9 protein-coding genes are annotated in these 12879 nt (G+C 46.8%); 2 read left to right on the top strand and 7 right to left on the bottom strand.

Annotated features, from left to right (window positions below; translation table 11 throughout):
• Positions 1-51: 51 nt before the first annotated feature.
• From AC1XUF_RS29225 to AC1XUF_RS29195, 7 genes are all read right to left on the bottom strand, one after another.
• Positions 52-2046, bottom strand: coding sequence for an NAD-dependent epimerase/dehydratase family protein (locus AC1XUF_RS29225; protein WP_483345409.1), 1995 nt, complete (start codon positions 2044-2046; stop codon positions 52-54).
• The gene (locus AC1XUF_RS29220; protein ID WP_483345408.1) at positions 2039-2866 is read right to left on the bottom strand and encodes a transketolase; all 828 of its coding nucleotides are present in this window, start codon (positions 2864-2866) and stop codon (positions 2039-2041) included. Before AC1XUF_RS29220 ends, AC1XUF_RS29225 begins: the two co-directional genes overlap by 8 nt.
• A gap of 114 nt (positions 2867-2980) precedes the next feature.
• Complete coding sequence (locus tag AC1XUF_RS29215; protein ID WP_483345407.1) at positions 2981-4849, bottom strand: glycosyltransferase family 39 protein; 1869 nt, start codon at positions 4847-4849, stop codon at positions 2981-2983.
• 112 nt (positions 4850-4961) lie between these two features.
• On the bottom strand, positions 4962-6986 hold the full coding sequence (locus AC1XUF_RS29210; protein WP_483345406.1) for an OmpA family protein: 2025 nt from the start codon (positions 6984-6986) through the stop codon (positions 4962-4964).
• 78 nt (positions 6987-7064) lie between these two features.
• Positions 7065-8348, bottom strand: a complete 1284-nt coding sequence (locus AC1XUF_RS29205) for an apiosidase-like domain-containing protein (protein WP_483345405.1) — start codon at positions 8346-8348, stop codon at positions 7065-7067.
• Positions 8349-8394: 46 nt separating this feature from the next.
• On the bottom strand, positions 8395-9042 hold the full coding sequence (gene rpe, locus AC1XUF_RS29200) for a ribulose-phosphate 3-epimerase (RefSeq protein ID WP_483345404.1): 648 nt from the start codon (positions 9040-9042) through the stop codon (positions 8395-8397).
• 60 nt (positions 9043-9102) lie between these two features.
• Positions 9103-9624 carry a Uma2 family endonuclease gene (locus tag AC1XUF_RS29195; protein WP_483345403.1) on the bottom strand — a complete coding sequence of 174 codons (522 nt, stop codon included), beginning with the start codon at positions 9622-9624 and terminating at the stop codon, positions 9103-9105.
• Positions 9625-9805: 181 nt separating this feature from the next.
• Here AC1XUF_RS29195 and ligA point away from each other — a divergent pair, with 181 nt between their 5' ends.
• Together ligA and dapA are read left to right on the top strand one after the other, a co-directional pair.
• Positions 9806-11893, top strand: a complete 2088-nt coding sequence (ligA, locus tag AC1XUF_RS29190) for an NAD-dependent DNA ligase LigA (RefSeq protein WP_483345402.1) — start codon at positions 9806-9808, stop codon at positions 11891-11893.
• A gap of 64 nt (positions 11894-11957) precedes the next feature.
• Positions 11958-12848, top strand: a complete 891-nt coding sequence (gene dapA / locus AC1XUF_RS29185) for a 4-hydroxy-tetrahydrodipicolinate synthase (protein ID WP_483345401.1) — start codon at positions 11958-11960, stop codon at positions 12846-12848.
• Positions 12849-12879 lie beyond the last annotated feature (31 nt).

Below are 12879 nucleotides of genomic sequence, written 5' to 3'. Positions count from 1 at the left end.
CCTTTAAAGCTAACAAAGAAAGTAGTGTCCCGTTTTTAAAATCTATTTGGTCTACTTCCGCAATTGCTTCACCAAAGTCCGGATCTCGTCGGCGGTTTTGTAAGACCTGGATCCCCGGCGAATTCTGGTGCGAATGTATTTCGGCCTTTTTTTGGTTTCCTCGAAAATCTTGGTAATGTATTCTCCTAAAAACGAGATTCCTAAAATGGTTAACCCACCAAAGAATACGATCAGCACAATCACCGTGCTGATGCCCTGCGGAGTATCGGGATAGAAGAAAAGTTTTGCCAGAATTTGCCAGACAATGCCTAGAATAGACAGGCCTGTGAGTGCAAAACCGGCATAGCTCATCAGTTCGAGTGGCGCAAAACTGAACGAGAATATGGCCTTCTTGGCCCACCAGATATTTTTTGTCCAGTTGTTGGTAGACACCCCAAACATCCTTTCCGGGCGAACATAGGGTACTCCTATCTGTTTGAAACCTACCCAGGCACGTAATCCACGCAGGAACTGCTCGGTCTCGGGCAAATCGACCAGTTCTTTCACCACCTTTCGGTCTATCATGGAGAAATCGCCTGCGTCGCGGGGGATCGGGATATAGCTTAGCCCCTGGAAAATCTTGTAAAAAGATTTATAAAAAAAGTGGATGTGCGGCTTCATCTCTCTTTGTACACGCACGCCATAAACCACGTCGTTGCCTTCCATCCATTTTTCGTAAAAGGCGGGAATAATTTCTGGCGGGTCCTGCAAATCACCATCCATTAATACGACACAGTCGCCGGTCGCAATTTCCATTCCGCTTAGAAATGCGGATTGCGAGCCAAAATTGCGCGAGTGGCTGATACCGACCACATTAGGGTCTTTATCACAAATGCCATTGATCACTTCCTCCTGGTTGTCCGGTGAACTGTCATTCACAAAGATAATTTCGTAACGGACTTTCAGTTCATTGAAGGTTTTAACCAGCCTTTGGTACATAAAAGGAATGGCCTGGGCATCTTTGTAGCAAGCAATGATCGCGGTGATGACCGGATTAAGCTTGGGATTTTCGAAAGCCGGGATCACCCGGCTTTCATATCTTTCGTCCTCCTGCCATTGGCTGTATCTGGAAAGGCCTGTTTCCAGGGATGTCCGCGCTTTCCAATCAAAATCTGTTTCAAAAGCATCTGGGTCTCCATACCATTCAGCCAGGTCCCATTTCCGGTTGGACATGCTTCCCCATTGCGGTTCCTGCGTGATTCCGAAGGTTTTGCGGGTCGTGTCTACCAAGTCTCCCATGGTCGTTTTCCGGCCGGTCGCAATATTGTACGATCTCCCCGAAGTCTTGCTGTCAATTTTTAATGCTGCATCAAGAAAGGCCTCCACGCAATCTTCGATAAAAACAAAGTCGCGGCTGATATCCGGTGAAACCAATGAAGGCAGCTGTTTTTTTCGTGCGTTTTCGATCAGCTTAGGTATCAGTCTGTCAGGTTCTTCCCAATAGCCGTAAATGGAATACAACCTTAAATTCAGAGTTTTCAGATTGAAAACTTTGGCGTAGTATTCGAGCAGATAGGCCGCTGAAACTTTGGAAACCGCATAGTGGCTGTTTGGCTCCACCCGATCAGTTTCTTTGGGCGTTGTACAATTGAAACCGTATTCGGAACTGCTTCCTGCGTGGATGTAAACCATTTCGCGTGTGCAGTTCTGGAGAATGTTGACCGTACCCAAAACGTTCGTTTCGTAGGTCAGGTTAACATTGTTTTGCTTGCTGTAAGCGCCGTAAGCAGCCAGGTTGAAGATGGTCTGCGGTTTGTATTTTTCAAAAACCTCCTGCACGGAGTTGTTGGAAAGGATGTCGCAGTGAATGATATTTTCGAAAGGGACATTCAGCAGTTTGAGCCTCCATGCTTTGGTTGCATCGTGGGTCAAAGCATAGCAATCCTTACGGATTTTGAAGATATCGTTGAAAAGATTGGCGCCGATGAAACCACTTGCACCGAAAACAAAAACTGGTCCTTTTAAACTTTCAATTTTATCGCGGTAAACCGGTAAATGGTCAAGCATTCGTCAATTCATTAAAGTAACGTTCCTTTATTTCCAGGGTAGCTTGCTCATATTGATCCTTGTTCATAGGCAAGTAATGCCACTCCAGCTTGTTTTCCATATAGGAAACTCCTTTACCTTTCACCGTATTGGCGATAATTGCTTTCGGTAAGCCGTTTTTGTGGGTTTTTAATTCATTCACTGCGAGGCTGATGGCGCCGATGTCATGACCGTCCAGCTCGATGGTTTCAAAACCGATTGCGTTCCATTTTTCAACGGAAGCAGTTTCTCCCAGGACTTTATCTGTAAAACCGAATCCCTGCAAACCGTTCTTATCAATGATCATAAAAAGATTATCCAATTGATTTTGAATGGCATAATGGGCTGCTTCCCAGGTTGTCCCTTCATTGGTCTCGCCGTCTGAAAGCAACGCGAAAGAGAAGCTTTCTTCACCACTCACCTTTGCTGCATGCGCAATGCCTGTGGCAATCGGCAGGCCGTGACCTAGTGAACCGGTCGCAAATGGAATTCCTTTGTACTGTCTGGGAGCTGGGTGGGCGGGAAGTGTGGTGCCGTCGAGATAAAAGGTATCGAGCTCTTCATTTGTAATTTCACCCAGCGTGTTCAGGCAGGCGTAAAGCGCTGCTGCAGCGTGGCCTTTGGATAAAATGAAAGTGTCTTGTTCGGATTTGTGCAGAAACAATACTGCGATCATCAGGTCAATGCAGCTAAGTGAACAGCCGATGTGCCCCGCATTTGCCTTGTTGTAGAGGCCGAGGATTTTCAGCCGGAGTTCCCCGCTAATCTGCCTCGGATCATTTAATATTTCTTCTGCGGTCATGCCAGATGTGTATATCAATGTGAAGATTACTCACAAAATAACGGCCAAAACTTGGGTTTTAAGTGCGCAATATACGAAATCTTATTTCATGGCTTTTGAAAAGCCTGTTCCCGTTTATTGAGATCCGTACCGTAACCCTCTGAGGTTCATGATCTCCACAGACTTACCGGTGCCTGCTTTTTTGAGCCAGATCTTGTCGGCCTGTTCCATATCCATAGCCTGGATATACTGGGCATTTTTGGGTAAATAGAGGTTGGTGAGCTGTGCGTCCTGGATAGAATAGGGTAAAAACGTGCGGTCCATTTCTGAAAGGATCTCGTAACGCGGGGTTGGGTAGAAGACGGTGTCCCCCGGCTGATATTGCGCTTCAATTTTCTTTGCAGCCGCATAATACGGATTTGGGACCCGGGCCGGATCATAGTAGCCATATTTGGGCGAACGGTCCTGATAGAACTCTCTTAGCTTTGTAGCGACGAAATAGAGCTGAGCTGTCAGAAAAATATACAGGATCAGCTGGAATTCTACTTTCAATGTTCTGAAATATTGCAGAAGAAGGCTCAGTAAAATGATTACATAGGGGAACGAGAACCCAGAGTAACGTTGCGTTAATCCATGGGTATGTCCTCCTTTAAAGGCCATAATGATTAGAAATGAAGTTGGGAACAAGGCCATCATGTAAAGCATCCAGAGCCTTTTCCTTTGTGTGTCACTGGCTTTCAGATGGATATCAGGGATAAAAGAAAGTGCAAATATGCTTACAGACAGGATTCCGAACTGCAGTCTGTGATTAGTGTAAATAGCCATTCCCAAAACGATGAGGATGTAAGGAAAGCAGCTGGTAAACCATGCCGGTAGGCTGATCCGTTTGTTGAAACGGTACCAGATGATGAGCAACACCCCGATCAAGACAGCAAGGATGACATTTTTTTTCCCTGCCAGCGCGTCCGTCATTCCATGGGTAAAAATCACCAGGTCGGAGAAGATCGGAAGCGACTCGTGAAATACGTTTTTGACGGTTGCGGGAAGAATGATGCCGAACGGATTATTATATGGCCGCGTTTCGCCCATCCGTTTGTAGAGATCAGCCTGGTAGCTCAAAGTTGATAAGGTATATTGTCCACCTCCATAGAGCATCCACAATGTCACGCCGGAAAGTGCCAGCACAGCCGAAACCGCCATCCGGATCCAGCCTTTGATCGAGCGTAAAAACAGCAATGCATAAATCGCATGCGCCATCAACACGGAAATCACCAGAAAGTGGGAGAGCAATCCAAGCCCGGCCGTGAGAACATATCCTACATATAACAGGAAAGTCTTTCGCTTATCAGCTTTGTTTTCAATAATCTGCAGGAAAAAATAAGTGGCCAGCAGCGTAAGGAAAAAGGTAAGCGAATAGTTTCTGGCCTGCTGGCTGTAAGCAATAAAAAAGGGTTCGATCGCGACAATGGCTGCTGAAATCAGCCCGGTGGTATCGCTAAAAAACTTTTTTCCAAAAAGATAAGTAAGCACAATGATCCCAAGACTGAAAATCACTGAAAAGAAACGTACTGAAAAGTCTGCTAACCCGAACAGAACTGTCCAGTAATGCAGCAAAAGATAGTAAAAAGGACTGTTTCCGATGTCACTCCGGTTATTGGCTTCAAAATAATCGGCGAGGGTTTTGGGTGACCAAAATTCGGCAGGGGTGAATGCCCGCGGACTATAATTTTCCTGGTATGTGAAAGACCGAAGGACCATAGGAGGTTTGTAGTTCAGTGCCGGGGTCTTCCAGAATTCCGAATCGGATAATCTTAAATTAGAGAAAACCTCCTTCTGATTTGCGCCTTCGAGAACGATTCCCTGACTAATTACCATCGTACTTTTCTCGTCAAAGAAGATACTGTAACGATCTAGCTGATAAAGTCTTAAAGCAGCGCCCATCAATAAAATGACGGAAAGGATAAGCCAGGATCGCAGGGTTACTGTTGGATAGTTTGGGGACATTATTGATAGTTGTTCGCTGATGATCGCTGTCGCCGGTTCGTAAAAACGCGGAATCGGACCAACAGATCATATGTCGACGAAATTAAGCAAATTTCCTCTTATAGGATATTTTTCAGATTTTAAGAATGGTAAACTCGACTCTGCGGTTACGCTGGCGCGTCTGCTCGGTGAGGTTGCTCGCGATCGGGCGTGCTGGCCCCCAGGCTTTGGTCTGGATTCTTTTGGAATCGATCCCTTTGGACAGCAGATACTTTTTTACCTGTTCTACCCGGTCTTTGGATAGCTGCACATTCTTCTGCACTTCACCCTGGTTATCGGTATGCCCTTCCAGGAGGATTTCCATGGTCGGGTAGGCATTCATCGTGGTTACGATCCGGTCCAGCTCTGAATAGGAAGAAGGAACCACTTCGGCGCTGCTTTGGGTAAACATGGTATTGGTTAGTCTGATCTGTTGTCCGGGCTTAATCGGCTGGAGATACAGGTTTTTCTTGATTGTCCGGAAGCCGGTTTCTTCCGACAGATCGAGTTCTTCCGAGACGGGAAAGTAGCCGTCGCTCGTCGCAGAGACTTTATAAACCTCTTTTAAAGGAAGTATCAGTCGGTATTCTCCCGTTTCAGGATCAAAGCTCGCCTTGGCAAAAGACGCATTGTCCTTTTTAATATCCGCGGCTATCTCTGATTTGACGGGTTTGGTAGTCTCTGCTTCATAGATGGTACCCGTTACAACGGCCACCGGCTCCGGCTTGATTTCGGGCGACATGCGTATCCTGAAGATATCTTCCTGTCCTAACACCTTTTCGCTGGCACTGAAATAAGCGTAATCACCGGTTGCGGGGATATTAATAAATGCATCCCAAAGGGGGGAATTGATGTTAGGTCCGAGATTTTCTGGTTTCGACCAGTTGAGCCAGGTATCATCCAGGCGCCTGGTCAGGAAAATATCGCCTTCGCCATATCCGCTGTGCCCCTGTGAGGAAAAATATAAAGTCCTGTTGTCCAGTGCAAGAAAAGGCGTTCCTTCATAGTCGGCAGTATTGATCACATTGCCCAGGTTCCGCGGCTCCGACCAGGTATTGTCTTTTTGCAGGAATGAAATGTAAAGGTCTTTTCCACCTTCGGTATCAGCGCGTTGTACCGACATGATCAGTACATTCTCATACGGAGAAACTGTGATTTCAATCGTGGTAGCATTCCCTAGGAGATTGATGATTTTCGACTCCCTCGGAAAGCTCCAGCCTGTTTTGGTTTTGAACGATTTGGAAAAACCAAAATACATGCTTCCATCGGGGCGGTAAATGTTGATCAGATAGATGGTTTTTCCGTCGGCGGAAATACTGGTGATGGCATTGTCGCCCGCATTGTTGATCGGCGGTCCCATGTTCACCGCATCAGTCCACTGGCCTTTGTCATTTAAGGTCGAAACCCATACGTCCTGTTTGGCGGGATAACCAATGTTTCCCTCGTAATTGCTTCTTGTGAAATAAAGTGTTTTTCCATCCGGAGAAATGATTGGCGCTACTTCCTGGCCTTTTGTATTGATCGCTCTGCCCATATTTTCCTTCTGGGATTTGAGCTGCATATCGGCTGCAAAATTGATGGTTGCTTCAATTGGGGTAGTTGTTTCAGAGATTCCGATCGCGTCGATCTGATTAAAGCCAGATACTTTTCCGGGTTCCAGTACGATCTTGACCGCATTGATCATCAGATTTGGTTGTTTCGGGAAAACCCGGAACATCCTGCCCTTGACCGCAAGCTGGGCAGGAGAAGTTTCTGATACCAGGAATTCCTTGCCCGATTCGTCGTACACATAGACGCGGGAAATAGCGCCGGGATTAAAATTTTCGGCGATCACAATTTGCTTCGCTGCGATGGCTTTTTCAAAACCAACTTTGATCCATTCTTCATTCCGGCCATCCGCCTCTGCCGGGGACCAGGCGCAGGGGCTGCTGCCGAAATCGGGCAGTTTACTGGGACGGCCGAGAATTTGTTTGGAGCGGTTGGCATAGCCATATTGGCCGGGCCGGTATTCGGAGGAGTAACCAAGTATTTTATTTGCCCACAAAATCTCCTGAGTGTAACCATTGCTCCAATGCAATGCAAGCAGGCAAAATACAATACTTCTTATCAACGGGTTCATCGGTGCTGCAAGCCTGACCAGTTTCGGTCGAGCATTTCAATATAGTAATATTATTAAGAATACGACGGAAAGTCAAACCTACTGCTTGGTACCGATCAGCAGGATCCAATCCCAGCCCGGTTGCGAATCCGGAGGCTGAACGGTGGCTTCTTCTGTAGCCTTGTACAACCCTCCGTCCCATCTTCGCCCGGTCCTGGGACTGTACCATACTGCCCCAAATTCTGTACCATTAAGATGGGAGAGATTCAGTCTTAACGGCCGGGAATCGGGCAGGTAAAGCATCGACATCCTTTTGTTTGACAGTGAAACCACACCAATCTCTGCTTTGTCTACTGAATCGGGTAATAAGTCGGGATCATCGGGTTGCATATACTCCCATGGAATTCCTTTCAGGATTTTTACAAGCTCGTGAATATATTCTGCGCCGTCCTTGGTAATGTTCACTTTCCAGGTTGGGTTGAAATTTTTGATGGTGCTCATGTGACAAAATCCCGCCGCTGAGCTCAAAATGGATTGATAAGCCTGGTTTCTGATCAAAACGGACTGGTCTGTGATCTCTTTCGGAAATTCTGAATTGGCGATCAAAAATGGTCTTAGTGCTGCTTCCGCAGAGTTTTTCTGCCAGTTTGCGAGGGCTGCATATTCCGATGGCGTTACAGTGGAGTCGGGGATAATAAATTTCAGGTCCGACCGGTTGGGTGAGTTGTCATTGTTGTTGGTAGGCGAGCAGGTGCTCAGGGAAGCCAGTATCTGCCCGTCGGCTTCAGATCTGATCCCTTCTGCAATGGCTCTGAATTGGGAAGTGTTCTGGTACTCTTCTTCGCTGACGATCCAGATAATGTTCGAAAACTTCGCAAACCGTTTCCCGACGTAAGCGCCGTAGCTTTTCCAGGTACCTTCATTTTGGGCATCGAAAACCGCGTTCCAGCTTTTGCGGGATACGACAATGCCTACCACGAGCTGACGCTCTTTCGCTGCGGCTATGACTTTCTCGAGGTAATCGAAATAAGGCTTATTAGGTTTTGTCAGATCGTTGTTTTCCGAAAATGGGGAAACCTTGGCGTAATTGCGTTGGTTGGGCAGGGCTGGTAATACCTGCACCAGAAAAGTATTGAAGGACTGAGACCTGCGGGTGTCCATATAATGGATTGCTTCGGCTGGGCTCAGTTTGCGGAGCAACTGCCAGGCTACATCCGCAACCATGAGAAAGGGTACGCCGTTGCTATCGGTAATATGCCGGCCATTGGGGCTGATTTTCAACGGGAATTTTGCATCAGCCTGTTCAATAAATCGGGGAACAGGCTTTGCCTGGGATTGGAAAATGATCAAGAAACTAAAGAAAAAGTGTCTGGCCAGTTTCATTAGATGAGTCCGGAGAAATGGTATTGATTGAAAGTGAAATATTTGGTTAACTGCTTTTTAGCGTTTCGATGGCCCTTGCGGGATCTGGCGAGCGGAATACAAAGCTTCCGGCTACCAGTATATCCACTCCCTCGTCGATCAGTAGCGGCGCATTGTCCGGATTAACGCCCCCGTCGACCTCAATCTTGAATGAATACCCCGATCTTTCTCTCAGCTGCGCTAGCCGGGCTATTTTTTTGTAGGTGTTTTCTATGAATTTTTGCCCTCCGAATCCCGGATTGACCGACATAATCAGGACGAGCGATAAATCGCCCAGGATATCAGACAGGCTTTCAACAGGCGTATGCGGATTGAGCGCAACACCCGGTTCAGCGCCCAGCTCCTTAATATGCTGGACCGTGCGGTGAAGATGGGGACAAGCCTCGTAGTGGACTGTGATCCCGTAGGCACCCGCCTTTTTAAAATCGGCAAGATACCGGTCGGGCTGCTCGATCATTAAATGAACATCCAGGGGTTTCCTGGCATGCTTATAAACGGCTTCGCAAACCGGAATCCCGAAAGAGATATTAGGGACGAACATGCCGTCCATGATGTCAACGTGGATGTAGTCAGCCGAACTGGCATTCAGCATTTCAACATCCCGCTGAAGATTTGCGAAGTCGGCAGCAAGTATCGAAGGGGCAATTTCAGCCATGGAAATCTATAATGGTAAGTAAGTTAATCCTGGCGAAATTAGTGAAATACTTCTTGAATGCTAGAAAATGGCGGAAGCCTTAAAATGAAGTCCTTTCAGCACCGGCGAGCAGACCTCCTGATCGCCCCGGTAAGTTCCTGAAAGCTGATACCTGCCTTCGGTTAGTTCAAAAACTTCTATCATGGCTTTTTCAGGAAAGACAAGCCAGCATTCAGGCATGCCAAAATGCTCGTAGACGTCTTTCTTTTCGACCGTGTCCAGCTTAACACTGTTTTTGGAAACAATTTCAATGACAAGGTCAGGAACGCCCCTTACCCAATCCTGCAGGATGCTGCTATTTTCTTTCGATACAAAAAACACATCCGGCTGAAGCGAATTGCGCCCATATTCCAGAATGACGTCCAGCGGCGCGACAAAAACCTCTCCGAGGTTCAAATGATCAACATGATTGGAGAGAAGCCGAGATAGTTTGCTTGATATGCGCTGATGAGGCAAAAACGGGCTAGGAGCCATCATTTCCTCCCCGTTTATGATTTGAATCCGTTCTGGATTGTAGAAGACTGTTCCGTCGATGATTTCCATAAGCGTCGCCTATTTTTACGAATTTAAATAAATTGATGAAAAGAATCATTGTATAGGATTTGGATCAGATATACTCCTCAGACTTCACCAATTCCAAAAAGTCACCTAATTATTTCTGGATTCTCAAAATTTAGAATAAGTCTTAAATTTGGGCAGATCATCAAACACAGCCTTCAGAACCATGAACCCCGAACAGCAAATCCAGGAGCTAACCGAAAAACTACATTACTATAATGACCGCTACTATCAGGACAGCGTGTCTGAGGTTTCAGATTATGAATTTGATGTGCTGTTGAAGAAACTGAAAGCCCTGGAAGAAGAATACCCGGAGTTCATGCAGCCGGATTCTCCGACGCAGCGAGTGGGAGGGACCGTGACCAAATCGTTTAACACGGTTTACCACCGTTATCCCATGCTGTCGCTGGACAATACTTACAATGAGCAGGAGTTAAGAAATTTTGATGACAGGGTGCGGAAAGGATTGGACGGGGAAGCCTATGAGTACATCTGTGAGCTGAAATTTGATGGGATATCATTGAGCTTTACCTATGAAAACGGCGTCTTGGTACGAGGCGTGACTAGGGGCGACGGGACCCGGGGCGATGAGATCACCACTAACATTAAAACCATTCGCACGCTTCCTCTCCGCGTAAAGTCCAAAGAGTTACCGCCATTATTTGAGATTCGCGGAGAAGGTTTCATGCCGTTCAGCTCATTTCAAAAGTTGAATGAGGAAATGGAAACCCTGGGCGAAAACCAGTACGCCAATCCGCGCAATGCAGCTTCCGGCTCTTTCAAATTGCAGGATTCTGCCGAAACGGCACGGCGTGCATTGGACTGCTATATCTACTCATTTTTATCCGACCAGGATTTTTTTAAAAGTCATGAGGAGAGTCTTTTGGGACTGAAATCATGGGGATTCAATGTATCCCCAGGCTGGAAAAAAGTGGGAAACATTGATGAGGTCATTCAGTACATTCACGAATGGGAGGAGAAAAGGGTGAGTTTGCCGCTCGCAACGGACGGGATTGTCATTAAGGTCAATTCATTTGAACAGCAACGGGAACTAGGATTTACCGCCAAAAGCCCTCGCTGGGCAATTTCATTTAAATACAAAGCCGAAAATAAGCCGGCAATCCTCAGGTTGGTGACTTATCAGGTGGGGCGGACAGGAGCGATCACCCCAGTTGCTAACCTGTGTGACCTGACGGAACGGGCATTGCCGCTGAACAAAATTGTGGGTGTCCATCTCTCCGGAACACGGGTGAAACGGGCTACCCTGCATAACGCCAATGAATTGGAAAGATTGGGATTAAAGCTCGGGGATACCGTGTTTGTAGAGAAAAGCGGGGAGATCATTCCCAAGATTACCGGAGTGGACCTGACCCAGCGTGAACTTTATCCAACCGAGCCGATCATTTTCCCGACCCGTTGTCCCGAATGCGGCTCGGAGTTGCAGCGGAACGAAGGCGAGGTGGCATTCTTCTGTCCCAACGACAGCCATTGCCCACCACAGCTGAAAGGCAGGATTGAGCATTTTATTCATCGGAAAGCGATGAACATAGAAAGTCTCGGCGAGGGGAAAATTGAATTATTGTTTGATCTGGGTCTTGTGCGGACGCCAGCAGACTTGTATGACCTGACTTATGACAAGTTGTTGGGCCTGGAAAAGAACATTGTGAATGAGGAGACCGGAAAAGCTAAAAAAATAAGTTTTAGGGAAAAAACGGTTGAGAATATTCTGAAAGGGATAGAGCTGTCAAAAACAGCCCCATTTAAGAATGTGCTGTTTGCATTGGGTATCCGGTTTGTGGGCGCTACGGTTGCCGAAAAGCTGGCCGTTTATTTCAAATCTATAGAAAACCTGCGGCAGGCAACTTACGATCAGCTTACCGCAGTCCCGGAAATTGGCGGACGCATTGCATTAAGCATTGAGTCCTATTTCAGTGTGCCTGAAAACCAGCAGTTGGTGGCCCGTCTGGAAAAAGCCGGGCTGCAAATGGAAAGTGACGAGAAGCCCATTGAAATCGAGAGCAATGTTTTGGAGGGAAAAACATTTGTGATTTCGGGCGTATTTGAAAATTTTGAACGGGACGACCTCAAAGATAAGATTGAAGCCAATGGAGGCAGGATACTGAGCGGTGTTTCCGGCAAATTGAATTATTTGCTTGCGGGCGCAAATATGGGGCCTTCAAAATTGGAAAAAGCCCGGAAATTAGGTGTGACGATTCTCTCCGAAGAAGAATTTTTGGCAATGCTCGGTGATTAGTGAAGAAAAACGGCCCAGAAAGCTAACTTTGCGTTTTAGAATCTAACCATTATATAAGTAAATAATGCCATTGGACCAACGTTTCAAAGGGGTCGGCGCCGCGCTGATTACGCCCTTTGATGAGCAGAATGAAATTGACTACCCGGGCCTGAAAAGATTGATCGACCTGGTAACGGAAGGCGGAACGGACTATTTGGTGGTTCAGGGGACCACCGGCGAATCTCCCACAGTGTCTTCGAAAGAAAAGCTTGATATACTGGCATTTACAATAAAAAATAATTCCAAATCACTTCCTATTGTTTACGGAATTGGCGGCAATGATACCAGGTCGGTTATTGACTGTATCAAAGAAACCGATCTGACCGGTGTCGATGCAATCCTTTCTGTCTGCCCCTACTACAATAAGCCCACGCAGGAAGGAATTATAGCGCATTTCACGGCCATAGCCGATGCAGCTCCTATACCTGTTCTGCTCTATAATGTTCCCGGTCGCACGGTGGTCAATATGAAGCCGGATACCATTATAAGGCTCGCCAGCCATCCTAACATCATTGGGATTAAAGATGCGTGCGGAAGTCTTGAGCAGACTATGGAACTGGCTGCGAGGGCGCCTGAGGATTTTCTGTTGCTTTCAGGAGACGACAACCTCGTGACAACAATGGCCAGCGTCGGTTGTCACGGTGTGATTTCGGTGATCGCCAATGCATTTCCAAAAGAATTTGGTGAACTCACCTGGCATGCGCTGGAAGGCAGGTTTAAGGAAGCTGCTAAACTGCAACTGGCATTTCTGGAATTCGACACTTTATTATATGTTGAGTCCAATCCGGTCGGGATCAAAAAATGTCTGGAAATTAAAGGGATATGCAGTTCGGATGTGCGCTTGCCTTTATTGAAGGCGTCAGCAGGGCTGGGAGAGAAACTGGAAAAAGCAATGATTCGCGAAGGGTTTTTATAGAAATAAAATATACTTTAAGGCATCACAGCAT

This window comes from Dyadobacter sp. HNCC25DJ185 (assembly GCF_056895195.1).
Note: the sequence above shows the minus strand (reverse complement) of the source record. Positions and strands in the feature narration are given on the sequence as shown.

Excerpts from the sequence above, each read along its gene's own strand:
- ligA (WP_483345402.1), top strand. The coding sequence starts at position 9,806 with ATGAACCCCGAACAGCAAATCCAGGAGCTAACCGAAAAACTACATTAC.
- AC1XUF_RS29225 (WP_483345409.1), bottom strand. The coding sequence starts at position 2,046 with ATGCTTGACCATTTACCGGTTTACCGCGATAAAATTGAAAGTTTAAAA.
- dapA (WP_483345401.1), top strand. The coding sequence starts at position 11,958 with ATGCCATTGGACCAACGTTTCAAAGGGGTCGGCGCCGCGCTGATTACG.
- AC1XUF_RS29205 (WP_483345405.1), bottom strand. The coding sequence starts at position 8,348 with ATGAAACTGGCCAGACACTTTTTCTTTAGTTTCTTGATCATTTTCCAA.
- AC1XUF_RS29220 (WP_483345408.1), bottom strand. The coding sequence starts at position 2,866 with ATGACCGCAGAAGAAATATTAAATGATCCGAGGCAGATTAGCGGGGAA.
- AC1XUF_RS29215 (WP_483345407.1), bottom strand. The coding sequence starts at position 4,849 with ATGTCCCCAAACTATCCAACAGTAACCCTGCGATCCTGGCTTATCCTT.
- AC1XUF_RS29195 (WP_483345403.1), bottom strand. The coding sequence starts at position 9,624 with ATGGAAATCATCGACGGAACAGTCTTCTACAATCCAGAACGGATTCAA.
- AC1XUF_RS29210 (WP_483345406.1), bottom strand. The coding sequence starts at position 6,986 with ATGAACCCGTTGATAAGAAGTATTGTATTTTGCCTGCTTGCATTGCAT.
- rpe (WP_483345404.1), bottom strand. The coding sequence starts at position 9,042 with ATGGCTGAAATTGCCCCTTCGATACTTGCTGCCGACTTCGCAAATCTT.